The sequence below is a fragment of the Metallosphaera cuprina Ar-4 genome, from assembly GCF_000204925.1.
Lineage (GTDB): Archaea > Thermoproteota > Thermoprotei_A > Sulfolobales > Sulfolobaceae > Metallosphaera > Metallosphaera cuprina.
This window is the reverse complement of record NC_015435.1, coordinates 1713863-1739807: the sequence shown is the minus strand read 5'-3', so window position 1 is coordinate 1739807 and position 25945 is coordinate 1713863. Positions and strand designations below refer to the sequence as shown.

29 protein-coding genes and 3 tRNA genes are annotated in these 25945 nt (G+C 39.0%); 26 read left to right on the top strand and 6 right to left on the bottom strand.

What is annotated here, in order from left to right; all coding sequences use genetic code 11:
• Nucleotides 1–56: 56 nt before the first annotated feature.
• Nucleotides 57–368, bottom strand: a complete 312-nt coding sequence (locus MCUP_RS09040; protein ID WP_013738512.1) for a hypothetical protein — start codon at nucleotides 366–368, stop codon at nucleotides 57–59.
• Nucleotides 369–538: 170 nt separating this feature from the next.
• On the opposite strand from MCUP_RS09040, the gene cedB reads away from it, so the two are divergent.
• The gene (gene cedB, locus MCUP_RS09035; RefSeq protein WP_237697991.1) at nucleotides 539–2314 is read left to right on the top strand and encodes a DNA import protein CedB; all 1776 of its coding nucleotides are present in this window, start codon (nucleotides 539–541) and stop codon (nucleotides 2312–2314) included.
• Here the strand turns inward: cedB and MCUP_RS09030 are convergent.
• A complete protein-coding gene (locus MCUP_RS09030) occupies nucleotides 2288–2713 on the bottom strand; it encodes a hypothetical protein (RefSeq protein WP_013738510.1) in 426 nt (141 codons plus the stop codon). The two genes, cedB and MCUP_RS09030, sit on opposite strands and share 27 nt — an antisense overlap.
• A gap of 54 nt (nucleotides 2714–2767) precedes the next feature.
• On the opposite strand from MCUP_RS09030, the gene argC reads away from it, so the two are divergent.
• From argC to MCUP_RS08965, 12 genes are all read left to right on the top strand, one after another.
• Complete coding sequence (gene argC / locus MCUP_RS09025) at nucleotides 2768–3817, top strand: N-acetyl-gamma-glutamyl-phosphate reductase (RefSeq protein ID WP_013738509.1); 1050 nt, start codon at nucleotides 2768–2770, stop codon at nucleotides 3815–3817.
• 2 nt (nucleotides 3818–3819) lie between these two features.
• Complete coding sequence (locus MCUP_RS09020) at nucleotides 3820–4608, top strand: [LysW]-aminoadipate/[LysW]-glutamate kinase (RefSeq protein ID WP_013738508.1); 789 nt, start codon at nucleotides 3820–3822, stop codon at nucleotides 4606–4608.
• A complete protein-coding gene (gene lysM / locus MCUP_RS09015) occupies nucleotides 4605–5030 on the top strand; it encodes an HTH-type transcriptional regulator LysM (protein ID WP_013738507.1) in 426 nt (141 codons plus the stop codon). Before MCUP_RS09020 ends, lysM begins: the two co-directional genes overlap by 4 nt.
• A 65-nt stretch (nucleotides 5031–5095) precedes the next feature.
• Nucleotides 5096–5266, top strand: coding sequence for an alpha-aminoadipate/glutamate carrier protein LysW (lysW/argW, locus tag MCUP_RS09010; RefSeq protein ID WP_013738506.1), 171 nt, complete (start codon nucleotides 5096–5098; stop codon nucleotides 5264–5266).
• Entirely contained in the window at nucleotides 5263–6114 is an 852-nt protein-coding gene (lysX, locus tag MCUP_RS09005) for a lysine biosynthesis protein LysX (protein WP_048057793.1), read from the top strand. Before lysW/argW ends, lysX begins: the two co-directional genes overlap by 4 nt.
• The gene (gene lysJ, locus MCUP_RS09000) at nucleotides 6111–7271 is read left to right on the top strand and encodes a [LysW]-aminoadipate semialdehyde/glutamate semialdehyde transaminase (protein WP_013738504.1); all 1161 of its coding nucleotides are present in this window, start codon (nucleotides 6111–6113) and stop codon (nucleotides 7269–7271) included. Before lysX ends, lysJ begins: the two co-directional genes overlap by 4 nt.
• Nucleotides 7222–8259: an N-acetyl-lysine deacetylase gene (locus tag MCUP_RS08995; RefSeq protein ID WP_013738503.1), complete on the top strand. Its 1038-nt coding sequence runs from the start codon at nucleotides 7222–7224 to the stop codon at nucleotides 8257–8259. The genes lysJ and MCUP_RS08995 overlap by 50 nt, the downstream gene beginning before the upstream one ends.
• Nucleotides 8244–9011, top strand: coding sequence for a polyprenyl diphosphate synthase (gene uppS / locus MCUP_RS08990; RefSeq protein WP_013738502.1), 768 nt, complete (start codon nucleotides 8244–8246; stop codon nucleotides 9009–9011). The genes MCUP_RS08995 and uppS overlap by 16 nt, the downstream gene beginning before the upstream one ends.
• A 38-nt stretch (nucleotides 9012–9049) precedes the next feature.
• Entirely contained in the window at nucleotides 9050–9436 is a 387-nt protein-coding gene (locus MCUP_RS08985; RefSeq protein ID WP_013738501.1) for a 30S ribosomal protein S8e, read from the top strand.
• 2 nt (nucleotides 9437–9438) lie between these two features.
• Nucleotides 9439–9717, top strand: coding sequence for a hypothetical protein (locus tag MCUP_RS08980; protein WP_237697990.1), 279 nt, complete (start codon nucleotides 9439–9441; stop codon nucleotides 9715–9717).
• Between the two features lie 124 nt (nucleotides 9718–9841).
• Complete coding sequence (locus tag MCUP_RS08975) at nucleotides 9842–10756, top strand: NAD-dependent epimerase/dehydratase family protein (protein WP_013738499.1); 915 nt, start codon at nucleotides 9842–9844, stop codon at nucleotides 10754–10756.
• 1193 nt (nucleotides 10757–11949) lie between these two features.
• Nucleotides 11950–12041 (top strand) — tRNA-Lys (locus MCUP_RS08965).
• Between the two features lie 103 nt (nucleotides 12042–12144).
• On the opposite strand, the gene MCUP_RS08960 is transcribed toward MCUP_RS08965, so the two are convergent.
• Together MCUP_RS08960 and MCUP_RS08955 are read right to left on the bottom strand one after the other, a co-directional pair.
• Nucleotides 12145–12240: transfer RNA gene (locus MCUP_RS08960), tRNA-Leu, on the bottom strand.
• Nucleotides 12241–12572: 332 nt separating this feature from the next.
• Nucleotides 12573–12649: transfer RNA gene (locus MCUP_RS08955), tRNA-Lys, on the bottom strand.
• Nucleotides 12650–12794: 145 nt separating this feature from the next.
• Here MCUP_RS08955 and MCUP_RS08950 point away from each other — a divergent pair.
• The 13 genes from MCUP_RS08950 (at nucleotide 12795) to MCUP_RS08890 (ending at nucleotide 23865) form a co-directional block, all read left to right on the top strand.
• On the top strand, nucleotides 12795–13337 hold the full coding sequence (locus MCUP_RS08950) for a hypothetical protein (RefSeq protein ID WP_013738497.1): 543 nt from the start codon (nucleotides 12795–12797) through the stop codon (nucleotides 13335–13337).
• Nucleotides 13334–13921 (top strand): hypothetical protein, encoded by a 588-nt coding sequence (locus MCUP_RS08945; RefSeq protein WP_013738496.1) that lies wholly within the window; start codon nucleotides 13334–13336, stop codon nucleotides 13919–13921. Before MCUP_RS08950 ends, MCUP_RS08945 begins: the two co-directional genes overlap by 4 nt.
• On the top strand, nucleotides 13882–15006 hold the full coding sequence (locus tag MCUP_RS08940) for an ATP-binding cassette domain-containing protein (protein WP_013738495.1): 1125 nt from the start codon (nucleotides 13882–13884) through the stop codon (nucleotides 15004–15006). Before MCUP_RS08945 ends, MCUP_RS08940 begins: the two co-directional genes overlap by 40 nt.
• Nucleotides 15007–15029: 23 nt before the next feature.
• Nucleotides 15030–15635 (top strand): trimeric intracellular cation channel family protein, encoded by a 606-nt coding sequence (locus tag MCUP_RS08935; RefSeq protein ID WP_013738494.1) that lies wholly within the window; start codon nucleotides 15030–15032, stop codon nucleotides 15633–15635.
• A 263-nt stretch (nucleotides 15636–15898) separates the two neighbouring features.
• A complete protein-coding gene (locus MCUP_RS08930) occupies nucleotides 15899–16228 on the top strand; it encodes a 4Fe-4S dicluster domain-containing protein (RefSeq protein WP_013738493.1) in 330 nt (109 codons plus the stop codon).
• A 246-nt stretch (nucleotides 16229–16474) separates the two neighbouring features.
• Nucleotides 16475–16723, top strand: coding sequence for a hypothetical protein (locus MCUP_RS08925; RefSeq protein WP_013738491.1), 249 nt, complete (start codon nucleotides 16475–16477; stop codon nucleotides 16721–16723).
• A 340-nt stretch (nucleotides 16724–17063) separates the two neighbouring features.
• Nucleotides 17064–18251, top strand: coding sequence for a glycosyltransferase family 2 protein (locus MCUP_RS08920; protein WP_013738490.1), 1188 nt, complete (start codon nucleotides 17064–17066; stop codon nucleotides 18249–18251).
• Between the two features lie 53 nt (nucleotides 18252–18304).
• Nucleotides 18305–19516: a bifunctional hydroxymethylpyrimidine kinase/phosphomethylpyrimidine kinase gene (gene thiD, locus MCUP_RS08915; RefSeq protein WP_013738489.1), complete on the top strand. Its 1212-nt coding sequence runs from the start codon at nucleotides 18305–18307 to the stop codon at nucleotides 19514–19516.
• Nucleotides 19513–20388 carry a ribokinase gene (rbsK, locus tag MCUP_RS08910; RefSeq protein ID WP_013738488.1) on the top strand — a complete coding sequence of 292 codons (876 nt, stop codon included), beginning with the start codon at nucleotides 19513–19515 and terminating at the stop codon, nucleotides 20386–20388. Before thiD ends, rbsK begins: the two co-directional genes overlap by 4 nt.
• Nucleotides 20389–20435: 47 nt before the next feature.
• Nucleotides 20436–21116 (top strand): MBL fold metallo-hydrolase, encoded by a 681-nt coding sequence (locus tag MCUP_RS08905; protein ID WP_048057646.1) that lies wholly within the window; start codon nucleotides 20436–20438, stop codon nucleotides 21114–21116.
• Nucleotides 21109–21810: a class II glutamine amidotransferase gene (locus MCUP_RS08900; protein WP_013738486.1), complete on the top strand. Its 702-nt coding sequence runs from the start codon at nucleotides 21109–21111 to the stop codon at nucleotides 21808–21810. The genes MCUP_RS08905 and MCUP_RS08900 overlap by 8 nt, the downstream gene beginning before the upstream one ends.
• Nucleotides 21811–21912: 102 nt before the next feature.
• On the top strand, nucleotides 21913–22743 hold the full coding sequence (locus MCUP_RS08895; protein ID WP_048057645.1) for a zinc ribbon domain-containing protein: 831 nt from the start codon (nucleotides 21913–21915) through the stop codon (nucleotides 22741–22743).
• Nucleotides 22744–22815: 72 nt separating this feature from the next.
• Entirely contained in the window at nucleotides 22816–23865 is a 1050-nt protein-coding gene (locus tag MCUP_RS08890; protein ID WP_048057791.1) for a M24 family metallopeptidase, read from the top strand.
• Here MCUP_RS08890 and MCUP_RS08885 read toward each other — a convergent pair.
• Both MCUP_RS08885 and MCUP_RS08880 read right to left on the bottom strand, forming a co-directional pair.
• On the bottom strand, nucleotides 23853–24989 hold the full coding sequence (locus MCUP_RS08885; RefSeq protein ID WP_013738483.1) for an aminotransferase-like domain-containing protein: 1137 nt from the start codon (nucleotides 24987–24989) through the stop codon (nucleotides 23853–23855). The genes MCUP_RS08890 and MCUP_RS08885 overlap by 13 nt on opposite strands.
• Nucleotides 24962–25912: an ornithine cyclodeaminase family protein gene (locus tag MCUP_RS08880; RefSeq protein WP_013738482.1), complete on the bottom strand. Its 951-nt coding sequence runs from the start codon at nucleotides 25910–25912 to the stop codon at nucleotides 24962–24964. The genes MCUP_RS08885 and MCUP_RS08880 overlap by 28 nt, the downstream gene beginning before the upstream one ends.
• Between the last annotated feature and the right edge of the window lie 33 nt (nucleotides 25913–25945).

Genomic DNA, 25945 nt, shown 5'->3' with positions numbered 1-25945 from the left:
TTCCTGCTCCTATGACTACACTCAATTTTCCCTATGAGATAAAACAAGTTAGCAGCTTATGACGCTAATGCGCCATCACTGATTACCTTATCGTCCTTTATGATCGTATGCTTATTTGATCTTTGAGGATAAAACTCTCCTCTCAGTAGCTTCATTACTTGCTCTCTAATTTCATCTTCTGTTAGATAGTCAAGGGTTATTTTCACACCTCTAAACTCAATTGTCGGCGAAAAAGAGTCATATAGAAGATCTATATCTATCTGAATGTCTAAGTTGGATACAGCATTTGACGCCTTTAGTGCGTACAATATTGGAAGTATTCCACGATCTCCATGAGTACCAAAGGTCACCTTCAGGACATTCATCATAATATCTCACTTCTGCTACGTATCGCATTTAAAGTGCTGAGTATAATATTACTCCCTAAGTTTTTGAGTGGACGGTTGAGACAACTAGCTTGTACATCTTCTAATCAATGGACTGGACGTAACGTCACAGTTTCATCTCACACAGTACCTTTTTTAAAATCTATTAATTTGTGAACGAAACAGGCAAGTATGAGCTCTATATAATAATGTTAGTCCCGGTGTTACTTTCCATATTTTTTAAAAATCCATTATTGCTACTACTTTCAGCGTTTGTATTAGCTCTTGGGGTCTATAGAGGTATATTTAAGTTTCCAAATTATCGCTTTAACTTTAGACGGGGATCACAGAGGGATCAGATATATGTGAATAAGGATGTGCTCATTTTAGATAAGGAATTTATAAGTTTCGTAATTATCGATGATGTTCCATTTGATTATAGGGACTTATCAGATTCCTCACTTAGATCTACGATTAACGCTTTTCACAAGGTTACTAATTTAAGTTCTCAAATAGATATAATCTTTAGGAAAAAATATATAGATCAAAGAGTTTACACCGAAAGATTGCTTAATAGGATACAGAATTTGAGGATAATTATAGAAAACGATCCGTCTAACGCTAAGGCGAAGAACGAGATAGAAATTCTTCAGTCGATTCTGACAAGATTAGAACAAGGGGAGAAGCCTTTCAGCTATCAGATTGCGTTACTTGTTCATGGAAAGTCTGAGCAAGAAGCCAAAAGTTTGGCCGAAATTTTGATTAGAGGGCTAGGAAGTCTTAACATAAAATCTAGGTTAGCTACAGAGAAGGAAATAAGAGATATTATTTTACTCTCTAGATGTAAGTGCAGGAAGGAGGGGCTACCTTCTCAGATTCCTTTTCTTACTCCTTTTTCCATTGAGAAGATGCCTAAACCGGATAAGTGGAGTGAAGGAATATACATTGGAAGAGATTTAGAAAAGGGAATCCCGATTTTCTGGAACATCGAAAGCTCTGAAAATCCTCATCTCCTAATCATAGGACCTACGGGTTCAGGGAAAACTGAACTATTATTATCGTTAGGTCAACTTATTGCGTTAAATTATGGAATTCCTGTAATATTTTTTGACGTTAAAGGAGATATAAAATCTAGATTGATAAAAAATGGATATAACTTTAAGATTATAAATCCATTTCTACACTCGCTTAACCTATCTAAATTAACGTATGTTTCATCTTCCGTGAAGCCATTATTCCTGGAGAAGGTAATAGGTTTCTCATTTAAATTAAGCAGAGAGGAGAGAGCTATAATTTATAGCGTGTTGAATAGGTATCTTAGGATTAATGATAGCTCCATATCTTGGAGAGATTTAATCTCAGACGAGGAAGTTTGGGAAAGATATCCCTTGAGAAGGGCATTGGAGGTTATTAGTCTATTTGACACTGGAGGTCCGTTCATCTTGGACTCGATCGTTAATGGTTTAAACGTAATCGATCTCACTCAAATAAAGGACGAGAGCCTTAGGAGATTTATCATCTATACTGTAATCTCAGAATTATATGTTAAATATTCTGATATAGTAGACCAGGGAATACGTCTAGCATTAATAGTAGATGAGGCATGGACCATATTAAAGGATGAGGACGAGTACGGAATAGTGGGCGATCTCGTAAAGCGTGGTCGAGGACATGGGATATCTCTCCTTATGGCCACACAGAACGTTCAAGATCTAGGAGAGAATGCAGACGTATTTATGGGAAACGTTGGCGTGCTATGTTTTATGAACAATGGAGATAAGGAATATTGGAGATCTATAGTAAAAAGGTACTCTAATATATTGGACAGTGACGTAGAGGATAAACTCACTTTTATGGGAAGAGGTGAGATGTTAATCAGATTTCTAGGAGATCCTAGGCCTATCTTAGTTCAACATAACCCATTAACTAGAGGCTCTCTCCAAGATTGATTGTACAGACGCTTTGATTCTATTAAGTAACAGTTCGTCTTTTACGCCTGACACCGAGATTTCTTTTAGGTCATCCTTATCTAAAACTATATTATATTCAATTTTATCTGTAATCTTAATATCTTCTAGAATCTTGCTCAATGCGTTCATATAGCTCTTTGGTAATACTAACTTCTTTTTTATAACTATTTTTAGTAACGGTGGAGTAAAGTAAAGTTCGCTAATCACCTCTCCTTTCCTATTTTTTAGGTAGTCTAAGCTAACTTTACCGCCTCTTGACCCAGGGACATATCCGGATTCAATCAAACTAAGTAAATATTCATAATATTCCAGTTCTTTCTTAAGTCCGGATATCTTTCCCTCCAAGAACTTTTTTAATTCGTCTAAGTTAGCTTCCACATCAAGACATGGTTTCAGTATTATTTATAAGCAAGGTATTAGTTATCTTGACAGATGATACGAACTGCAGTAGTAGGAGGTTCGGGCTACACAGGAGGAGAGTTACTCAGAATTCTATCTGTGCACCCAAAAGTAGAGGTTACGATGGTAACGTCTAGAGAATATGCTGGAAAGCCAATATCTTTGATCCATCCGAATCTGAAGGGATTTTTCTCTATAAATTTTACAAATTTTTCACTCGATAAAATAGGAGAAAAGGCTGACGTCGTGTTTCTAGGCCTTCCTCATGGGGTCTCTTTAAACTACGTCCCTAAACTATTGGAAATAGGGTTACAGGTAGTGGATTTAAGTGCTGACTTCAGGCTAAAGGACCCATCTATTTACAAATATTGGTATGGCATAGAGCATCCATATCCAGATCTGTTAAACAAAGCAGTATACGGTCTCCCTGAACTACACGGAGATGACCTTAGAGGAGCAAAATTGATAGCTTCTCCGGGCTGTAACGCTACCGCTACGATATTAGCCTTGGCCCCTGCAGTGAAGTGGGGCTTTACAAGTAACTTAAAGTTCGTTAGTGATGTTAAGGTATCTAGCAGCGAGGGTGGGGCTAAACCATCAGAAGGCAGTCATCATCCGGAGAGACAAAACGCAATAAGACCTTATGAGGCAGAAGGCCATAGACACGCTGCTGAGGCTGAGCAAGAACTCTCGCTAATTGGTAAAAAGGATGTGAAAATTAGTATCATACCTCACGCCATAAGCAGCGTGAGGGGTGCGATGGCATCAGCACATATGTGGCTAGATTCGCAACTGGAGGATATGGAAATCTGGAAAAAGTTAGCTGAATTTTACAGAGGGAAAAAATTTGTTAGGATAGTAAGAGGAGGAATTCATCCGTATCCGGATCCAAAATATGTTATTGGCAGTAATTTTGCTGATGTAGGATTTGCGCAAGAGAAGAGATTGATGAGACTTACTATGTTCTCTGCAATAGATAACCTCATGAAGGGGGCAGCGGGTCAAGCTGTGCAAAGTTTTAACATTTCAAGAGGTTTCGAAGAAGACGAAGGTCTAAGATTACCACCCTTGAGGCCTGCGTGATTATGATAGTAGTAAAGATAGGAGGAAGGGTAGTTAAGAACGCGTTAGATAACATAATTGATAGTATAGCGAGTTATGATGGAAAGCTAATTTTAGTTCATGGAGGTGGAGACATAGTTAACGATTACACGAAGAGGATGGGAATTGAGCCCACCTTTGTAACCTCGCCCGAAGGTATAAGGAGCAGGTACACCAGCAAAGAAGAGCTCGATATATATGTCATGGTAATGAGCTTAATTAACAAGAGAATAGTCACCCTGCTTACTACAAAGGGAAGGAAATCAATGGGCATTTCAGGTGTAGACGGAGCATCGGTTGTTGCAACTAGGAAGAAAAGGATCATGATTTTAGATGAAAGGGGGAAGAAAAGGATCATTGATGGAGGCTTCACGGGCAAGATATCATCAGTTAATACCGTGCTCATTAACACTCTAATTTCATTAGTTGATGTGTTAATAATTTCTCCAATAGCTATAGACATGGAAGAAAGAGTTCCTTTGAATGTAGATGGGGATCAGATGGCGTTTAACGTAGCTAAGGCTCTCAAGCCCGAGGCTTTAATACTTTTATCAGATGTAGACGGAGTTCTCCTCGATGGAAAAGTTGTAACTACTCTAACGAGAGATCAGGCCAAGGACATATCATCTAAGATAGGTCCTGGTATGAATAGAAAGTTGCTTATGGCATCCGAGGCTGTAGAAGCTGGCGTTAAGAGAGTAGTAATAGGATCAGGGTTAGTTCCTAACGCTATCAATTCTGCCCTATCAGGAAGGGGGACTGATATCTCATGAGCGAGAAAATAGACTCAAAGGATATCAAGATTTTAGACGTTCTAAAAAAGAACGCCAGGACCCCTTACACCTTAATCGCCAAAGACCTCAAGGTTAGCGAAGCTGCAATAAGGAAAAGGATAGAGAAGCTTACCAAGTTAGGCGTCATAAAACGATTTACGATAGATTATGAGCTGGAGAATGAAGTGAAAGCCATAGTTATGGTAAAATCAACTCCTCAGATCCCAACTCCTGAAATATCCAAGAAGATAGCTAAAACACCTGGAGTAGAAACAGTATATGAAACCACAGGGGATTACGATATCATTGTGATTGTTAGGGGGATAAACATATCGTCTATAAACAGGACGATAGATGAAATAAGAAGTATACAAGGTGTTATGGGTACAAATAGTACTATAATCCTTAGGACATGGTTTTAGATTCGAACCTTTTATTTTCATAAAAGCTTTTGAACACTAAACTATAGAATGTCTTTCGATCTACAATGGTATCATTAAAATGTCCAGTTTGTGGAGGAGAAGTCCAAGTGGATGATAATGCACTACCAGGAGAAATAGTAGAGCATGAATGTGGAGCCCAGCTGGAGGTTTTTAACGATCATAACAGGCTCTCTCTGAGGTTAGCAGAACAAATAGGAGAGGATTGGGGAGAGTGATATTAGGGATATCCTATGATCTGCTCAGATGGGAAGAACGAAATATAATAGAAGAGGGAAGGAAATCTGGCTTTAAAGTGATACCAATTTTTACAAAAGATGTAACTTTTTTGTCCAGTGAGGACGTACCATACCAAGATGTTGAAGCTATATTGCAGAGAAACACAAGCCATAGTCGTGCTGTTTCAACTTCAATGCTCTTTGAGACAAGTGGGTTTAAAGTATTTAACGATTCGTTAACCCTTTCTAAGTGTGAGAATAAGCTGATGACTACGTTTTTATTAAGAAGTAGAGGAATCCCTGTACCTAAAACTGCTATAGCTTTCTCGAGAGAGAAAGCGTTAGAGGTTGCCAAAAAGTTAGGGTATCCGGTTGTTATAAAGCCTGTAGAAGGTAGCTGGGGAAGGATGGTAGCAAGGGCTCAAGACGAGGATACTTTGAGGAGCTTAATTGAATATCAAGAATTCACAACGTTACAGTATAAGACGATTTACTACGTTCAAGAGTATGTAAATAAGCCTAATAGAGATATAAGGATATTTGCTGTTGGTGACGAGGTACCAGTAGGAATTTACAGGGAAAATGAAAAAAACTGGAAGACGAACACGGCTCTAGGAGCGATAGCGAAACCTCTAAAGATAGATGAAGAACTGAAGGAACTGACGATAAAAGTTAAAGAAGTAATAGGTGGGTTCTTCTTGGGAATAGATGTGTTTGAGGATAAGGAACGAGGATACTTAATAGGCGAAGTAAACGGAGTACCGGAGTTTAAGAACACAGTCAGAGTGAATCAATTCAATTTAAGTAATTTTATTCTACATAAGTTAAATGAGGCGATAAGGAGATGAAATTAGTAACATTTTACGGGAGTAGAGGGCTAAGGATTGTGAGGGGAGAAGGTCAGTACGTATGGGATGACCATGGGGAAAAGTATCTAGATCTGCACTCTGGTCATGGAGTCGCGTTTTTAGGACACAGGAATCCTAAAGTTGTAGAACATCTTAAAAGGCAGTTGGATAACATAATGACCCTCACAACCGCATTTGACATAGACGTTAGGGATGAGATGCTGAGGGAGATAGACGTTCTGAAACCAGACGGGATGGATAACATCTTCCTTCTTAATAGCGGCACAGAGGCGGTAGAGCTATCTCTTAAAGCGGCCAGGAAAATTACTGGAAGGAAGAAGTTCGTCGCTTTTAAGAACTCATTTCACGGAAGAACAATGGGATCTCTTTCTGTCACCTGGAATAAGAAATATAGAGATCCCTTTGAACCCTTGATATCTCCGATTGAGTTTCTAGACTTCAACGACATTGATGGATTGAAAAAATTAGATAATAGTACAGCCGCGGTCATCTTCGAACCCGTACAAGGAGAGGGAGGTGTGATACCAGCTACACAAGAATTCGCTAAAGCGCTCAGGGAGGAGACCGAGAAAAAAGGGATCTTACTCATTTCGGACGAAGTACAGTCAGGATTTGGAAGAACAGGTAAAGTATGGGCATATCAGCACTTTTCGATAAAACCTGATATTCTGACAGCAGGTAAGGCTATAGGTGGCGGGTTTCCAGTGAGCGCCGTTTTCCTTCCAGATCATATAGCAGAGAAGCTGGGAGAGGGCGATCATGGAACTACTTATGGGGGAAATCCTATGGCTCTAGCAGCCGTTAAGGCTGCCTCTGAAGTCCTTAAGGAAGAAAAGGTTCCAGAGCAGGCTGCAATTAAGGGTAATACCTTCATTAAAATGATCAAAGAAGCTCTAGTGGACTTCAGATCTGTTAGAGAGGTGAGGGGGTTAGGCTTGATGATAGGAGTTGATCTAAGGCTAAACCCTGGTACTACAATAAAAGTACTTCAGGATAATCGCGTCTTGTCTCTTAAGGCTGGGCTTTCGACTGTTAGATTCCTCTCTCCTTACGTGATATCTAATCAGGACATGGAGTGGGCTGTTGATGCACTTAGAAAAGGAATCGCTGAAACAGAAGGGAAGAAAGCTTCTTGAAGAACTTTTATCTGTATACACTCCCTCTGGGTCCGAAGATAAAGCACTAAAGGTATTCGAATGGATAGAAAAGGAATTCAACCTAAAGCTTAATGTAACAAAGTCTAACTCCTATCTTCTTGGTAGAGGTGAAATTCTTCTGGCTTCACATATAGACACTGTTCAAGGGTTTATCGAACCTTCTGTTTCCGGTGAAACTATCTCAGGGAGGGGAGCAGTTGACGCAAAGGGACCGCTTACGTCAATGATATTGGCGGGATGGATACTTAACGACTTAGGGTGTGGCGTAGAGATAGCCGCTCTATCTGATGAGGAGAACATGAGTAAGGGAGCCAAAGAACTCCTATCATCGTCTAGGAGGTTCTCTCATATTGTTATTGGAGAGCCAACAAACACGACTCACATTGCGATCGAGTATCGAGGCTTAATGCGCTTGTCTATTAAGTGTAAGGGAAACCCAGAACATTCCTCTTCGTCTCATGACAATGTTATATTGAAACGTATACCTAGCATCATGAAAGTTTCACAGTTGCATTCAGAGTATTCTTTGCCCACCATAGTTCCTACCATTTTAAGGAGCGGAAGCTCAGCTAATGTGACACCCGAGGATCTCTACGTTCATTTCGATATCAGGTTTCCGTACGAAGTCAACTACAATGATATATTATCGAAATTTAAAGAAGAATTCGACGAATGCGATATCGAGATAGGAGAGCTTATACATCCAGTTAAAGTCTCTCCATCTACCCCTTTAGTGAGATCATTGATGAGAGGATTGATAAGACAAGGTATGAGGCCCTCTCTTGTCAAAAAGTCAGGAACTAGCGATATGAACATTTTAGCATCCATAACTCCAAGCATAGCAACTTACGGTCCTGGTGATTCAAGGTTAGAACATACAGAATTTGAGAGAATAACTCTGGATGAAATATATATAGCTACAATGACTTATGTAAATTCACTAGAAGAATTATGCTCAAAGAACTAATGAGGCCTCTCTATCCGCTATACGAAAGAGTACTGTGGAGAGAAATAAGGAACGGTCCTATACCTAACCACGTTGGAATAATACCAGATGGAAACAGAAGGTGGGCTAGATACAACAACTTTTCAGTTAATGAAGCCTATATGATGGGATATAAGAAGTTAAGAGAAGTTTTAATCTGGTTGCTTGACCTGAACGTAAAGAACGTAACAGTGTTTGCTCTATCTACTGAGAACTGTACAAAAAGAACCAAAACTGAGTTAGATATAATAATGGGTTATATAAAGAAAGGTATTAAAGAAATGATATCAGAGGAATTTATAGATAAATATGAAGTCAGAGTTAGAGCTATTGGTAAATTGGAAATGACAAGCGAAGATCTCAGATCCACTGTAAATGAGGTAATGACAAGATCCTCAATTTATGATAAAAGAAAGTTAACTTTAGCCATTTGTTATGGTGGAAGGCAAGAAATATTAGACGCTGTCTCCAGAATGTTGAAAGACTTTGAAAAGGGAGACATTAATACAATAAGTGAGCAGGATTTTAGGAAATACTTCTACGATGAGGAACTAGAGGACATTGACCTTGTGATAAGGACGTCAGGTGAGATGAGAATAAGTAATTTCTTATTGTGGCATCTGGCATACTCTGAACTCTTCTTTTGTGAAGCTTACTGGCCTGATTTTAGGAAAATAGATCTCTGGCGAGCGATCAGAGCCTACCAGAAGAGGGCAAGGAGATATGGAGCTTAATTTTTTTAATCAAGTAACGAAGTAGATGGTGAAGCATAATGGGTGTATATCAGGGAAGGGATCTTAGAAAGATCACAGGTGGCAAGAAAAACATTTCAAGAGGCAAGAGGAAACATGAGATAGGGAGTCAACCAACTGAGACAAAGATATCTAACGAGGATGTAAGAGAGAAAACTAGAGGGCTAGGTGGAAACTTTAAAGTTAGGTTAACCTATGTTTCTTACGCAAACGTGCTGAATCCAGGGGACGGTTCTATTAAGAAGGTTAAAATTCAGGAGGTTTTAGAGAGTAGAGCTAATAGAGAGTACGCTAGAAGAGGCATAATAGTAAAGGGATCTATAATAAGAACTGAAATGGGTAGGGCTATAGTGACATCTAGGCCAGGTCAACACGGAGTTATAAATGCGGTTCTGATCCAGCAATGAGTATGCGAGATTATGAAGGGGAAAGACTAGTAATTTGGTTGGCCTACTTTACCGCTCCAAGCAGAGCGAAAGGAAGAAGAGCTCTGAAGGCTAAGATAGGATTGAAAGAACTAGTAGATATATGTAGGGAATTAGGCCTAGACCCTATAGAGGTCGACAAGGTTCATCCAGCTAGCAAAATAAGAGGTCTTGTTGCGGTTAGGAAAGTTAACTCTAAGGTAAAAATAATCAAGGAGATATCTAGAAAAGTTGGGCAGTTGCGTTCAGACAAACCCAGTTAAATTCCATTCCATTTTACGAGATTGATGAACTCATAAGGATGTGTCACGACAGGGCTTTAAGAGACGAGGATAATTCAGCAGAAAGCTCTTTTACTTTCGCGGTCATGTCTATTTCGTAACACACATGGTAGACGTAGTTACTGGAGGAGCAGGTTATATAGGAGGACACCTTGTAGACAAGTTAGTATCTTTAGGCAGGGACGTAATAGTTATAGACGATCTATCATATGGGAGATACTTAAACCCTTCAGTCAAGTTCGAAAAGACAGATCTACGCTATGGTCATCCTATTATTGAGGAATGCGGAACAGTTTTCCATCTAGCTGCTAACCCTGACGTTAAAACGTCAATGGAGAATGTGGAGGAACATTTTGAGAGAGACGTTAAGGTTACTCTTAACGCACTAGAGATGGCCAGAAAGTCCGACTGTAGATCTTTCTTCTTTTTCTCTTCTTCAACAGTTTACGGAGAAGCTAAAGTACCTACCCCCGAGACTGAAGAGCTGAAGCCAATATCTAACTATGGTCTATTTAAGCTGATGGGCGAGCAGATGGTACAATTTTATTCTAGAAATTATGATTTAATTTCAGTATCTCTAAGGTTAGCTAATATAACTGGTGGACGAACATCACATGGAGTAATTATTGATTTCATTAAGAAATTAATGAAAAATCCAACAGAGCTAGAAATCCTAGGAAACGGTAAGCAAAAGAAAAGTTACCTTCACGTTCAGGATCTAATAGACGCAATTCTTCTCTTAGAGGAGAGAAACAAAGAGCCTTACAACGACTTTAATGTAGGGAACGATGATTGGATTACAGTTGAAGAAATAGCGAGAACGGTGGAGAGTGAAATGAAACTGAATCCAGTACACAGGTACATTGATTCTGGTGATGGTAGAGGATGGAAAGGAGATGTAAGGTTTATGTTGTTAGACATCACTAAGATTAAGAGTTTGGGTTGGAGACCCACCTTGACGTCCAGACAAGCGGTTCAAAGGGCAACTCAAGAGGCCTTGAAATTACTCGGTTATATCTAAGGCGATGAAATAACTGACTTGTGCGCTGATCATTTAAATTATTTTATTATATATATTTAGTAATTTCTAAATCTGTAAAGTTAAAATCTTAACTCTGAAATAATAGGTATTTCTATTTTAAATCTATGTTTTTTATTTGAATATAAATTAAAAGTTCTTGACGCACTATCAGATGGAGTTCTGAACCAAGTATGGTTACGTATAGAATCCACACTGAACAAGCCTCACAGTCTTTTCCACGGATTCATTAGTGAGCTCATCAGCCCTTCTGGACAAACGTGTAACTCTCGGGATCTTAATGAAATTGCCAAATATGTTTGACCGCATTCACCTATTCAATTAAAAGCATGCAGCTAAGGACATTCAAATATCGTTCGTCTTAGGTCTCCATTGCAACAAGTCTGGAACAAGTTTTGATGCGCATAAGAGTTTTAACAAACGTTGTCTTGTTTCCGTTCCATAAGGGCTCATAATCAACAAGTTTTGAAGCCTAATGCGATCATGTTTACTATTTCGTCTGTTCTTTTCTGGTTTTTGTCCTAATGCTTCCCTTGAAGTCCCTTTAATCCTCGAACACGTTTGTCCTAGCCTATAACTGTTTTGAAAGTTCATGCTAAGCATAATAGCTATGTTCTTCCCTCTCTAACCCTGTTTCCTCAGTAATGAACATTTTCCTACTCAATGTCAAACCTTGTTAGACAGTCTCTATAGAAGATTACCACTTTAGATACTCTTTTTCCCTTGCATCTAAAGGTTTCAGAAAGTTGTTCTGTTTTCGTTAAGCCCAGCACTGTTGAAACTTGAAATATTACATAACCTTTCTCCTTAGCTTGATTTGAATGTTTCTGCTTTTCCAAGTGGCCTCCTTGAGTTAAAGATGAAACCTTTTCATGTCCTACGATAACTCTTCCCTCCTTTAAACTAGGGATACGCTTTATTTGACTTTCAGGATCCTCTTATGTCTCTCAATAGTTCTGAGACACCTAATCTCAACTTGTCTATCTAATCGGTGAGCCAAAGTTATGAACTCCAGAAAGTTTTCCCTTCTTTAATCGTATAGAATTTTTCGATAGCTAACATTGTTAAGAAATTTTATCAAAAATTAGACTTATTTACATTGAAACTGTAGCCTATGGTGTTCCTACGTTTACTTTAAATATATAGAGATGACAAAAATATTAGCTCTACTCAATGGGCTCGTAGCTTAGCCAGGTAGAGCGACGGGCTCTTAACCACTATGGGAGGTACCCGTAGGTCCCGGGTTCGAATCCCGGCGAGCCCGCCACATTATCATAATTTTTGATTTAGATCAAAATCTCCATCGTGTAAGTACTCTCATTTTCTACCTTTAGTAATTAGGTATCTAAAAAGATCTATATTAAATGGTATGCGGGGACGGGGATTTGAACCCCGGATGGCCTTCGCCAGCGGATCACCCGCAGGGTCTTGAGTCCGCCCCCTTGGACCAGCTCGGGCATCCCCGCACTAGTATATGATTGTTTTATGGGGGTTAAAAACGCTTCAGCTGACCCTGAGAGAAACATTCTACCCTTCACGTAATCACTATAAAAGAGGTTTTCTTATAATTAAAATTCATATTATTATTTCAGATTGAAAAAGAAAAGCTACTATAGGGATTATTTCCAGGGTGGTTTGATTGGTTTTCGCAAGCTAAGTCAATGCCCTTACCTTATCCCCTACTTTTATATGATTTCTAAACAAGATTAGATTTGAATCTGATGGGAACAGGATATACGTTAACGTTCAGAACGCCAAAGCTTAGGATGTTTATTTAGACATGAGGTAAGTTTAAATGTGGCGGGCCCGCCGGGATTCGAACCCGGGGCCTACGGGTTAAAAGCCCGCCGCTCTACCTAGCTGAGCTACGGGCCCCGCTCTATCTTCATGAGTCCCTCGATATAAATTTTTGGACTGGATGAGCTCAAGTTATGGTTAATAAGGCTAAAGGGAAGATGAATGTGATTCGCAAAGATAAAATCTGATAAGATTTATTCACATAAACTTTATACCAAATCCTTTGATAGGAAAGAATGAAATGGATAGAAAGAGTGTAATATACGCTTCAGTTTTCTCTGTAGCATCATTTGGCGTAGCGGCCGCGATGAGTCTCTCCGCTTCTCTTTATGTGCTGAGCGTATTTTTAGATCCAGTTTTAACTCTAACCATTCCCTTAATAATAATTTCTATAGCAATTCAGGCTATAAATCAGAAAAATGGACCTCTCTTGGTAGGATTGATTAATTCAATTCTCTATGCAGTTTTCTTCTTGTTTTTCCTTAGTGTAACTTTTCTAGTGGTCGGCATAGTAGTTGAAATGGTATCAAGAAAGATAGGTTATAGAGGGCTCAGCGCAGTGGTGATTAATACTACCCTAGCGGGAGGTTTGGCTGGTGTTCTCAGTGTTCTGTTTGGTTTTATTTTCTTAGGCATACCTAAGATTCAAGATCTTTCAATGCTTTTAGTAGTGTTTAGTATCATATATTTCTTGGAAAGCGCAATAATGGGTATAATCTCTAATAGCCTAGGAAAATTCCTAATTAATTCGGGTGTTATCAAGTGAAGTGGAAGGTTTGGTACGCGATTATCTTTGGTATCTCCATAATAGTTTCCTCCTACATATCGCCGCTTTGGAGCGTTGCGTTCAGCCTTAGTGTGCTTTATAGAAAGCGTCTATTTATAGTTGCTGAGACTGTCTCTCTGCTACTGTCCTTTTTTATAGTCTCAGCTTTCCGCGATGTAAGTATTTACGTTTATATCATGAGAGCTTTCACGTTTATCAATGTTTTCCTAGCCTTTTCAGAGCACTTAGATAGGGTATCTATAATTTCCTTACTTGGAGAGAAAGGAATTCCATTAGTAATAACTCTAAGCTACGTACCCTTTTTTTATGAATTGTCAACAAATGTCTTCTTTTACAGGAGGAGCAGAAGGAGGAGATTTAATATAGAGGAATTAGCTAGGCCAATTCTAGTTGAAATGATAAGGGTTGCAGAAAATTTGTATAAGGCGTACACTCTTAAACTATACGGAAACTTCAAGCGAAAAATAGAGATCAATCCTTCTATTCAAGATTTAGTTGCAATTGGTATAGGGGTTGTAGCGCTTTGCTTGTCATTAACCATCCCTATCTATCCGGTAAAATAGAGATTGAGGATAACGAAATAGTTGGGATTCTTGGAAGAAACGGTAGCGGCAAAACTACGCTTATAAATTCCATCTTGTGCGACAAACATAACATATTTTTGAACGGTGTGGATTTCTGTTCCATAAAGGATTACAGCATCCTTTCTGCACTATTTCAAGATCCTAATACTCAGATATTAGCTAATACGTTAGAGGACGAGCTAAAAATAATGTCGTTCTACCATAACGTTAATACGGAAATAGCTCAGAGACTCATGAAAACCTATTACTCGATTAGCTTCTTCAAGCTTTCTGATGGGTACAAGAAAAGATATGCTATCGCCTCAATTCTTTCGAGCAACCCGAAATATGTACTATTTGATGAACCGTTATCAAACTTAGATGAGGAAGGCATCAAATTAGTCTTAGACGCAATACCAAAGGGAAGTGGTGTAGCGGAGCATAGAACGAAGCAGATTATAAATCTGGTTCAAAGAGTGTACTTACTTTCAAAAGCCGTTAGAGAAGTGGAAAAGGATAAGTTACTTGATGATAATTTTTTAAGGAGAAACGGTCTAAGGGGGTTTAAACTGGAACCTAAAAGGAGCGAGAAGCTTGGGGATGACATATTAGATCTGGATATAGGAATAAGGCTAAAGTTAAGAGAAAGTGAGGTACTATGTTTATTGGGTCCTAACGGCTCAGGAAAGACAACTATTTTGCGAAAAATGGCTAAAAATAAAAAGATTTATTCTATATTTCAAAATCCAGATCTCCAGTTCTTTCAAGAAACAGTAGAGAAAGAGGTTGGAGACAATTCAGCATTAGAAATATTCGGAATTAAAGAGTTGAAAGAGAAAAGTCCATTCGTTCTTAGTGCAGGACAAAAGATGCGAGTATTGATAGCATCGGCTTACGCCTCGGGGTCTAAAGTTATCGGATTGGACGAGCCGACTACCGCAATGGACGGAGACGGACTCCTCTCATTTATGAATATGGTGGATATATTAAGAGAGGAAAAACGAGGACTGATCATAGCTACTCACGACAAAGAGGTTGTTCCGCTTTGTGACAAGATCTTAAACTTGGAGGGTTTAAATTCATAATCTGAAAAGGTGAACCAAAAATAATGTTAGGAGCTTTATTGTCTGTGCTCAACTTCGTCGGGATAATCTCCTTCTCTATCTCAGGTTCACTTAAGGCTTTTGAGAAGAGATTAGATCTTCTAGGGGTTTTAGTACTAGGATTTTCAACAGCCCTAGCTGGAGGTATAATCAGAGACGTTATGCTAGGGGTGTTTCCTCCCAGTAACTTGAGGACAATCTCCTATCCGCTTTTAGCAATTTTAGGCTCGTTTCTAACAATCGTTTTTCACAAATACATAGAAAACTTAACCAAAGCGTTGCTTATCGCAGATGCGATAGGATTAGGCACTTTCACCGCAATTGGTTCTGAAATAGCTGTTGAGCACAACCTAAACGTGATAGGTGTGGCAATAATCTCATCTGTGACTGCAGTAGGAGGCGGTGTAATAAGAGATCTCCTTTCAAATGAAATCCCGATAGTATTGAGAAAGGATTTCTATGCAACCCCCACCATTTTAGGTGGGCTGTTATTTTATCCCGTCTATTATGTTCTGGGAAGTGGGTACTCTGTGCTATGGACTTTCGTATTCGTTTCAACTCTAAGGTTAATTGCAATTTTCAGAAAATGGGAACTTCCTAAGGTAGGCTAATCCTTCTTAACGACTTTCATAGCTCAAACAAACTGTCCACAGATAGTTGGTAGCCTCAGTTATGTGTTACGGGATTCAAGAAATATTTTTAATTTGAAGTATATTTTATGTTCTTAATAATTCTTCTTAAACTATCTGACGCGTTTAATGCGATGTTGTTTATACGAGGCTATAATTTTAAAAGGAATTGAAAGCAAATAATGATAACGAAAATATTCGGGGTAAAGCTCTTTTAGGATTATTGAACATGATGCTTGATAACCATGGGAATAGACCCGAACTTCAGGACCTCAAGACAGGTAACAGGGGATCATTCCGGTCATAAAGTTTACGCCCCTGCAGATCCACCTCCAGTTCCAAAAGAGAAGGCTCTGGGTATCCACGGAACGATAGTTGGGGTAGACTTCGATTTGTGTCTTGCGGATGGATCTTGTATTACTGCCTGTCCAGTTAATGTATTTCAATGGTATGATACTCCAGGGCATCCAGCTAGTGAGAAGAAGGCCGATCCGATAAACGAACAGGCTTGTATATTCTGTATGGCATGCGTTAATGTATGCCCAGTAGCAGCTATAGATGTAAAGCCACCATGATTCTACTCTTTTTATTTCCAAAAGGTAAAATAAAGTATTATCTGTCTTATAGTTGATATACAACGGGCTATACATTAAAGCTTGTATTGATGTATATTAGTGATAAGGGATGGAAATTTATTCAAAGTAATCCTAATTTAATATTACATATTGTAAAGGTGGGTATTTCAGAAGGGAGATTAGGAGTGGAATCACCAAGTTAGTAAGGCCGATGCTATTTAAACGGCAGATTTCGATAACAAATGTATGAGAGAACTTTTAGGTGATTATGAACCAAGAGGAAAAGTAGTTCAAGGGCTGGGGAAGTTCATTGCCTTCGGTTTAGACGATCCATTTCACGTAACTACTGCAACAGGATTGGCCTTATATGGAATAGGAAAGATAATGGAGAGGAGAAGCAATTATGGATTACGAAGAGCTAAAATAGACATTGCTTTTACCACATTAGAAATGAAAGAAATAATTTCAGATTTAGCTCAAATGAGGTTAATGTGACCTCTAATTACCACGTTTTACCTAAAGATGTGAACAGTTTAAAAGTAACTTATCGTTATGTTATTTTTAGATATTCTCTTCATTTCAACAACATGATTGTAAGTCTTGTTAACCTTATGCAAAAATAAACTATGAGGTAATTATAATAGCTTATTTTACCTATAGAGAATACAGATATTCATAATAGAGTGAAAATTAGTCCACAAGGTTTAACATTTCACATGGAGATCCATTAAGTACCCTCATAATGGAGCTACAATTCTCTCTTTTACACCCGAGAAAGAACTAGTTTTAAAGACTTGAGACAAAACATAATTAATAGTTCTGAGATATAACTACAATGCTTGACGACATTATAATTTCATTGAGTATCATAGTGTCCATCTGGAGTGTCTACAATTCGTCTTTTGCGATTTATGGGTTAACATGGAAGACTGCAGAGATTAAATCAACCTCAGGCCCTACATTTTCCCTGTTAGTGCCGGTTCGCAACGAGGGAAAAGTTTTAGGGAGGCTTCTAGACAGACTTGTAAACCAGGAATACGATAGATCAAAGTATGAGATTATAGTGATCGAAGACGGATCTGTTGACAACACGTTAGAAGTGTGTAACAGATACGCTGAAATGTACAGTATTGTAAAATGTATTCACCTTGAGAAGGCTGATGTAATTAACGGGAAAAGCAAGGCCTTGAATTATGGATTAAAGATCTCTAGAGGAGATATAATAGGAGTTTTTGACGCTGATACGGTCCCAAGGCTTGACGTTCTAGGATACGTTGCGCAAAAATTCGAATCGGATGCAAGAATAGGGGCTGTTCAGGGGAGGTTGGTACCAATAAATGTAAGGGAAAGCATAATTAGTAGGTTGGCATCATTAGAGGAGCTATTCAGTGAATACTCCATCTCAGGTAGGGCTAGACTGGGACTGTTCGTCCCATTAGAGGGAACATGTAGTTTCATAAGGCGGGAGGCGTTAGATCGAGTAGGAGGATGGAATGAGAACGTATTGACTGAAGATCTCGATCTCAGCCTTAAATTGACAGCGTTAAACTACCTGATCTCATATTCACCATCAGTTCAAAGCTGGAGAGAAGTACCAACTATGTTTTCCTCATTGATCAGACAGAGATTAAGATGGTACAGAGGCAATTTCGAGCTAACTGTAAGGTTATCGAGGTTTAAGATTACTTGGAAACTATTCGACGCTATAATGTTAGTAGGAACACCTATATTCATGGTCTTAAGCTTAGCAAATTACTCGTTAGTGTTTATTTACACATTCCAGGTTCATCTGCTCATAGGATCTATACTGTCGTTTTCTTCGTTATTAACATTCTTGATTATTACAATGATATCAAGGAAGCATATGATTGAGTATATCTACGTATTTTTGTCAGCGCTTTATTTGAACTTCACTATAGCTCTACATCTGATATCAATAATCATGGAAATAGTAGGGGCTCCAAGACAGTGGTATAAGACGGATAGATCTGGGAGGATTACAGTCGATATATCAAGAACCTAGATTATACGCATTTCGTAAAGAATATCATTCAGATCCAAATAGATTAGTTTGTGATGGCTCGAAGACCTGTAGCGCTTACGATAGCCGGAAGCGATTCCGGAGGAGGAGCAGGAGTACAAGCCGATCTAAAAACCTTTACAGTTCTTGGTGTGTTCGGGACCTCCGTGATAACTGGATTAACATCACAAAATACCAGGAAAGTCTCAAGGATTATTGAGGTCCCTCCAGAATTTGTAGAATCTCAGTTTGACGCTATCATGGAGGACTTTGAAGTGAAATATGGAAAGACAGGAATGCTCTCATCAAGCAAGGTTATTAACGCAGTGGATAGGAAGGTTACACAGTATAAAATTAACCTTATTCTGGATCCAGTAATGGTCTCGAAGAGTGGTTATCCTCTAGTGTCAGATGACACAGTTAGAGATATCATATCGTTAGCAAAGAAGTCCATCCTTATAACTCCAAATAAATTTGAAGCAGAGAGACTCACTGGTTTTAGAATAAGAAATCCAGAAGATCTTAGAAATACCGCCCTTCGTCTTTACAAAGACTTAGGTGTTAACGTATTGATAAAGGGAGGTAAAGCGCTAGAAGGCTACGATTTCGCTATCATAGACGGCGATGAGATAGAGTTAAGGGGAGAACTAATAAATACAGATAACCTTCATGGAAGCGGCGACGTTTTATCCGCCTCAATTACCGCGTTCTTGAGTAAAGGTTTAAAGCTCAAGGAGGCTGTGAAAGAGGCCAAGAAAATAGTAACGGAGTCAATTAAGTTCTCCTTATCTTTGGGCTCGGGAAATGGGCCTGTTGATCCGTTCTCAGTAGTTGAAAAGATTGTTAAAATTGAAGAGGCTAGAGAATCTTTAGAGAAGTTAGTAGAATACATTGAAAAGAACAGAGATATTGTGGATCGCGTACTATATCAGGAAGATAAAATGAACCTAGGTTATTTAACAGAATATGGAGACTTTGCCACTTTAGCTGGAGGTATAATACGATATATAAGATGGATAAAAGTTGATGGTCCTATAGTGGTTAACTGGTACTCCAACATCATAGAAAAGGCCTTAAAGCTCACTGGAAAGAGAATTGGAGTGTCCTTCTCAATTACAGATAACGTGTTACACGCCTCTGAGCAGGGTGGGCTAAAGATATCAGAGAGCGGTGTTTATGGTGACCTCATTTTTATAGATGGAAAAAGCGTCCTAGTAGGAGATCACCTAGACGACATTATATCTAAATTAGAGGTATTAAGAAAATGATAACTGTTGTAGGGAGCTATAACGTTGACATGACGTTTAGGGTGGAACGTTTTCCAGTAGTTGGCGAGACCGTTTTCGCTCAGGAAATTCGTGTAGGTCATGGAGGAAAGGGATCAAATCAAGCCGTCTCATGCGCTAGACTTGGAGCTTCGGTAAAGTTTGTTGCCGCTATAGGAAATGATGTAAACGGTGCCAACGCATTAAGATTCTTTCGAGAGGAAAAGATTGACGTCTCCTGTGTTAAAGTGAAGAACACGTTCACAGGAGTAGCGTATATCTTGCTTAACGATAAAGGAGAGGTCATGATAGTGGTTAATAGGGGAGCTAACAACGAATTGTTTCCCGAGGATATAGATGATTGTCTGAAGGGCGATGTGTTACTCACTCAGTTGGAGATTAGAGAAGATGTAGTCAAGAAGGCATTATCCAACTTTCACGGATTGAGAATATTGAACCCTGCACCGGCTGAACTAAAGGATGTATCGATCTTGAATTACGTTGATATTCTTACCCCTAACGAAGTTGAGTTCAAAGAACTCAGCAACTCAGATGATATGATTTACGCAGCTGACGTGTTACTTAAGAGAGTTAGACAAGCTGTCATAGTTACAATGGGTGAGAAAGGATCTGTGATATTCACTAGAAACAAATCAGTGAGAATCCCTACCATTAGGGTAGACCCAGTTGACACAACAGGAGCTGGAGATGTGTTTAATGCAGCTCTAGCGGTATACCTGGAGAAAGGATACGATTTAGAGAGCGCAGTGGAGAAAGCAAATATTATAGCCTCAATTTCAGTTACTACATATGGAGCGCTCGGACCTAGAAAGGAAGAAATCGAAGAGAAGTTCTCGGACATCTCACTCGACTAAATGCCCAGGCTTATGCGATATAGAGGATGCAGATGAGATGAGTTGAGATGAGAGTGACTTTTTTAGGGACTGGAGCGGGAAGCACTATAGGTTCAAGTAGGTTTAAATCGGGGATACTCATAGAAGGAAAGGAAGCTAAGATAGTGTTGGATTTTGGAAGTGGAGTTCACATGAGGCTTGAAGATCTTAACGTGTATCCCGATGCCATTTTCATTACGCACCTCCACGTGGATCATTTCTCTGGAATATTTGATCATCTAGTGAGAAGGAAAATAGATAGCTCTCCAGTTGTATCCATATACTCTCCTCATGGTTTAGCCGATATCATAAACAGTTACAAGAGAACAAATGAAATAGATGCCAAAGTTAAGGAGGATAAGTTACCTGGGGCGAGCGTTGGTGACCTTGAGATATATTCGGTGGAGTCTTGCCATAAGATCTACGCGGTATCATATGTCATAACTGACGGTAATAAGAGGATTTTATATAGTGGAGACACGGCAGAACCCTGTGATCAGATCATGAAGGAATTGAACGGAATTGATATGATTATCCATGAGGCTAGTTGTATAGACGATTGTAAAATTTGGGGCCATACGTCTGTCAAGGAAGCGGTTAAACTTTTTCGATCACCTGTTTTAACTCATATTCCATCTCAAATAGAACATGAGATACAGAGGCTGAGTAATGGATTAATAGCTAAGGACGGAATGACAATCAATGTGTAGGTTTGTAGCCTTCTATGCGACAAAGAGTCTAGATCCTGAGATAATTTCAGCCCTCTTAAAGGCCTCTAGGAACGATATCCTTTCAGAGGGGTCTCATCCGCACGGATGGGGCTACGTGATTTATTCATATGACTATTCGTGGACTAAGATGCACTACTCATCGGCTAAACCTATGTTTAAGGATGAAAACGTGTCCTTTCTATACACTATCAGAGGGGAAAAGTTAGTCGGCATAATTCATGCTAGGAAAACTCTAAAGAAGTTTCTTATGGGACTCTTTCACTCTCACCCATATTACATTAGAGTGGGACCATATGACCTATTTTTTGCTCACAACGGTTCAGTCTCGAGGTCCATGTTCAGTCAACCAGACTTACCTTACACGGACAGCTACATGATATTAAGGGAGATTTCAATGATGTCTTCGGACCCAATAGATAGTTATAACTTAATAATGCAAAAATTGAAGGAAGGTAGTACAAGCCTTAATTCAAGCCTTTTGATATACAGCGAAGCAAAGGGTCCAAGGCTGTTTGTTTACTATTATTTCAACAAGAATAATATTAAAGAAAGAGAGGATTACTACAAGATGTATCGATACAATAATTACGTATTTTCTGGGACTGTAAACAGTTACTTAGGTAACAAAGGTGAAGAGGTTCAATTCGATAAAGTGATAGAACTTACAACATGATTCATCTGAGTTAGTAGGGCTAACGTTCACTGGATTTTTCCTAATTTCTTCTAGAAAATCTATGGAACAAGTTCTTAAGTTAGAAAAAGTAAAAATATGTTTATGAAAGAAGTTCTGGTTGAGGCAAAGATAATTGACTTTGGTAAGTTGAAGGAAATATACAGTGACGTTCTTTACTATACAGCTTATTATAAGACCTTGCAAAAGACGGGCGTTAAAGTTAGTGCTTCACCTCCTCCCCTATTGAAAGATCTGAATGCGGTTTACTCGGCTAATAGGCTAGGACCTCTAAAAATAACTGGAGAGGGATCATATTATAAGATAGAAAAGATAAACGCGTTAGTAAAAGCGGATATGCAGGGTTTTCCATTGCACGCTATAGTGGACTTCAATGACGGAATAAAAGTTCTGTTAGCTTATCCCGTGGATGAACCTATAGTAGGAATTGACCTGGGTATTAGACATTTATTTACAGTCGTCGCCATTGTAAAGGAAGGAAAGGTATACAAGTCAAAATATATTGGTAGTGCAAATATTCTAGATACCTTTACTAAATATATGAGCGAGACACAAAGTTTATCCTACGTTAGGGAGATTAAGAACAAGGTAAAGATAGCCCTCAAGGAACTGTTGGAGTTCTTAATGGAACTAAATCCTAGGATCGTTGTACTTGAGGATCTAAGGTTCTACGACGCGAAGATAGGTAGAGGTTTAAGGATAGTTGAAGACGAGCTGGAAAAAGAGTTGATGGAGAAAGGTATAAGATTCAGGAGAATAGACCCTAGGAATACCTCTAAAATTTGCTCGAGATGCGGATATAAAAAAGGGGAGGTCCTTGGATCCATCTTCGTTTGTCCTGCGTGTGGCTATAAGGCTGACAGGGACTTCAACGCTGCGTACAATTTGGCGCTTAAATGCTACTATACATGCTAAAATTATTTTATATACGTCGTTAAAAATTAAGCAGGTAGCAGTTTTGAAACTATGGGAGGTTATTGAATTATGATAGATTATCAGAAAAGGATAAAAAAAGTGAAAGATCTTATGAAAGAGGATTACATCATACTTGGACCCGGTAGTAACTTGTTCTATTTAACAGGGTTCACAGAAGAGCCGATGGAAAGGCCAATTTTACTCATCATTGGAGAAAACGACTACATGCTCGTACCAAAAATGTATGAGGAGCAACTAAGCTCGCTGGACCTTGAAATTAGGACCTATCAAGATGGTTCGGATCCTTACTCTTTAATTGACATTAAGCCAGGTTCATCCATAGCTGTAGATGACAGTCTATGGTCGATATTTTTGATTTCTATAATACATAGATTTTCCCCTTCTAGACTATCTTCTGCATCAACTATTCTAGGAAAGCTTAGATCAGTAAAGGACGAAAATGAAATTCAGATAATGAGCGAAGGGTTAACCATCGCTGAGAATTCGTTTCTGAAACTCCTAGAAAAGATAAAAGAGGGACAAACCGAATGTGAGATATCAAAAACCCTGGAAGTGATCTTCTTTGAATATGGAGTGAGCCCCTCGTTCTCCACCATTTTAACCTCGGGTCCTAATACTTCCATGCCTCACTTACGATGCACAGAAAGGAAAGTTAAGATAGGCGATCCCATTATAGTCGATTTTGGAATAAAATACAAAGGCTACTCAACCGATACGACTAGAGTTTTGACGATAGGGAGGCCATCAGATGAAGTGAAGAAGATTTGGGCCATTGTTGATCAGGCCGTGAGGCTAGCTGAAGAGAGTTGGTTAGGAATCACAGGAAAGGAGATAGATGATAGAGCGAGAGAACACATAAAGAAAACAGGATATGGGGATCTGTTCATACATAGAACGGGGCATGGAATAGGAATAGATGTACATGAAGAACCTTACATCTCACAGGATAACCATACGCTTATCCCAAAGAATTCAGTATTTACCATAGAGCCAGGAATATATATTCCTGGTAAATTCGGCATTAGGATAGAGAATATGGTACTGATGAGGGATAGGGTTACGGTGCTCAATAAACTAAGTGAAGAAATCTATGAGATCTGATTTAAAGCGTGTTTAAGGATCTCTACTCCTCTTTTAATTTGTTCCTCGCTAGATTTAGTTATACTCAATCTAGCCCAAGTGTCTCCTCCCCTCAAAAAGAATCCCTTAGCTGGCACAAACACTAAGCCTCTTTTCTCAGTCTCTTCAAGTACTTTAAAGGCGTTCTTCTTTAGATCCAATAATAAAAAGAAACCACATTTCGGTTCATTGAAACTGCTCAGTCCAGCATCAGTTAAGGAATCTATCAACGTCTTCATTTTTCTTTTATAGTGGTTGTAAAGCATTGTCATCCTAGAAGTTATGAAGCCTTTCCTCAGAAGAGAGGATATCACGTATTGGTTTATAGTTGACGTTGAAAAATCCAGTTGTTCTAGTAGACTAACCCTTTCGGCGATCTCATCATTAGCTACTATAAATCCTACTCTTAACCCTGGGGCTAGAATTTTACTAAAACTGCTAATATATATAACTTTCCCTGTTCTATCATGATTCTTTATTGGTGAAGGGACGTCTCCAGCGATAGGTCTGTAAGGATCGTCCTCTATTATAAAGAAGTTTCGTTCTGAGGCCATCTCGGCAAGAGCCTTCCTTCTATCTTCACACAAATTCACTCCTCCTGGGTTATGACAGTTTGGTATTACATAAACTAGTTCTGGCCTTATCACCTTGGTCATGGTATCTAGTTCTTCTATTGATATACCATTTGCGTCTATATTTACAGGCAAGACAATAGACGATCTGTGCTTTAATGAGGCAAGGGTCTCCACAAATGTCGGATTTTCTACAGCTATCACGTTATCTTCCAAGAGATACTTTGCGACCAGCTCTATAGCGTGTTGAGCCCCACTAGTTACTACGATACTACCCTTCGAATTCAGCTTTAGTGATGGAAGATACCTCTTTATCTCATCTATAAGTTCGTGTTGGCCTCCAGCGCCAGGGTAAAACAGGGAGGAAGGTCCCCTGCTTTCAATTACTTCATTATATGCATCTCGTATTTGTTGCAATGGAATGGTGTTTGGATCCGGAGATCCACTAGCCATATCTATCTCAACTTTACGCCCTAGTCTAGACCCCATCTCTACAGGTGACAGTTCTATTTCCCTACCGACTCTAGAGACCATCTTCCATCTACCTCGATTTTAGTTCCAACATCTGCTGCTTCAATTTTGTTTAAAAGACATTTCATTACGGCCACATCTTCCAGCCCTATTCCAACCGACTTAAAAACTGAAATTCCATCTCGAACTGGTTCTTTGCCCGAAACGTACTCCGCGAATCCAACTATTTTATTCCAATCTAACATGTTCATTTTTTCAGCTAGGATCAGTTCACCTGATTCTTCTTTAGCTTGCTCAATGTTTTCGACAACTATAGTTTTTGCAGCTTTTATGACTTCTGGATAAAGCTCAATCCTTTCTGGTAAATTAGAACCCATCGCGTTTACGTGGGTGTTCTTTTGAAGATATTCAAGTTTTAGAAAAGGCGAGGTAGCCGTAGTAATTGTAACAACTACATCAACTTGTGATACCAGATCTCTCATATTTTGTACTGTTCGTAATTTAATATCTAGATTAGAAAGTATTCTTTTTGCATAGGCTTCTCTATCAGTTGACCTAGTGTATCCAAGAACTGTTATTCCTTGTTTTAGCTTATGGAAAGCCTCTACCTGAGCAAGGCCTTGTTTTCCTAAGCCTATTATTCCCACAGAGGAGTAATCCTTTTTTATAACATCGGCAGCTAGGACTGAAAGCGAACCTGTTCTCAAAAGAGATAATCTATCTGCTTCTGCAAAAAGGAGCAGTTCTCCATCTTTGCTAAAAAGTAGTGAAATGAAGTTACCTCTGATGTACGTTTTAAACCCTAGATATCCCTCTAAAGCCCCCGCTTGATAGGTTAATGTAGATCCTGAAAAGGAGGTTCTAACTCTCTTAGTGTTTACTGCCTTCTTACTTTCCTCTAGTAAGAAAGCTTCTCGCAGTGTATCATACGTATCTTTAAAAGTCAGGACTTTATGAACGTCTTTCTCTTTAACGAATATCGTCAATAAGGGCCCTTGATAACATTAGCCGAATAGCTT

Excerpts from the sequence above, each read along its gene's own strand:
- MCUP_RS09040 (WP_013738512.1), bottom strand. The coding sequence starts at position 368 with ATGATGAATGTCCTGAAGGTGACCTTTGGTACTCATGGAGATCGTGGA.
- argC (WP_013738509.1), top strand. The coding sequence starts at position 2,768 with ATGATACGAACTGCAGTAGTAGGAGGTTCGGGCTACACAGGAGGAGAG.
- MCUP_RS09020 (WP_013738508.1), top strand. The coding sequence starts at position 3,820 with ATGATAGTAGTAAAGATAGGAGGAAGGGTAGTTAAGAACGCGTTAGAT.
- lysM (WP_013738507.1), top strand. The coding sequence starts at position 4,605 with ATGAGCGAGAAAATAGACTCAAAGGATATCAAGATTTTAGACGTTCTA.
- lysW/argW (WP_013738506.1), top strand. The coding sequence starts at position 5,096 with ATGGTATCATTAAAATGTCCAGTTTGTGGAGGAGAAGTCCAAGTGGAT.
- lysJ (WP_013738504.1), top strand. The coding sequence starts at position 6,111 with ATGAAATTAGTAACATTTTACGGGAGTAGAGGGCTAAGGATTGTGAGG.
- MCUP_RS08995 (WP_013738503.1), top strand. The coding sequence starts at position 7,222 with ATGCACTTAGAAAAGGAATCGCTGAAACAGAAGGGAAGAAAGCTTCTT.
- uppS (WP_013738502.1), top strand. The coding sequence starts at position 8,244 with ATGCTCAAAGAACTAATGAGGCCTCTCTATCCGCTATACGAAAGAGTA.
- MCUP_RS08985 (WP_013738501.1), top strand. The coding sequence starts at position 9,050 with ATGGGTGTATATCAGGGAAGGGATCTTAGAAAGATCACAGGTGGCAAG.
- MCUP_RS08980 (WP_237697990.1), top strand. The coding sequence starts at position 9,439 with ATGCGAGATTATGAAGGGGAAAGACTAGTAATTTGGTTGGCCTACTTT.
- MCUP_RS08975 (WP_013738499.1), top strand. The coding sequence starts at position 9,842 with ATGGTAGACGTAGTTACTGGAGGAGCAGGTTATATAGGAGGACACCTT.
- MCUP_RS08935 (WP_013738494.1), top strand. The coding sequence starts at position 15,030 with ATGTTAGGAGCTTTATTGTCTGTGCTCAACTTCGTCGGGATAATCTCC.
- MCUP_RS08930 (WP_013738493.1), top strand. The coding sequence starts at position 15,899 with ATGGGAATAGACCCGAACTTCAGGACCTCAAGACAGGTAACAGGGGAT.
- MCUP_RS08925 (WP_013738491.1), top strand. The coding sequence starts at position 16,475 with ATGAGAGAACTTTTAGGTGATTATGAACCAAGAGGAAAAGTAGTTCAA.
- MCUP_RS08920 (WP_013738490.1), top strand. The coding sequence starts at position 17,064 with ATGCTTGACGACATTATAATTTCATTGAGTATCATAGTGTCCATCTGG.
- thiD (WP_013738489.1), top strand. The coding sequence starts at position 18,305 with ATGGCTCGAAGACCTGTAGCGCTTACGATAGCCGGAAGCGATTCCGGA.
- rbsK (WP_013738488.1), top strand. The coding sequence starts at position 19,513 with ATGATAACTGTTGTAGGGAGCTATAACGTTGACATGACGTTTAGGGTG.
- MCUP_RS08905 (WP_048057646.1), top strand. The coding sequence starts at position 20,436 with ATGAGAGTGACTTTTTTAGGGACTGGAGCGGGAAGCACTATAGGTTCA.
- MCUP_RS08900 (WP_013738486.1), top strand. The coding sequence starts at position 21,109 with ATGTGTAGGTTTGTAGCCTTCTATGCGACAAAGAGTCTAGATCCTGAG.
- MCUP_RS08895 (WP_048057645.1), top strand. The coding sequence starts at position 21,913 with ATGAAAGAAGTTCTGGTTGAGGCAAAGATAATTGACTTTGGTAAGTTG.
- MCUP_RS08885 (WP_013738483.1), bottom strand. The coding sequence starts at position 24,989 with ATGGTCTCTAGAGTCGGTAGGGAAATAGAACTGTCACCTGTAGAGATG.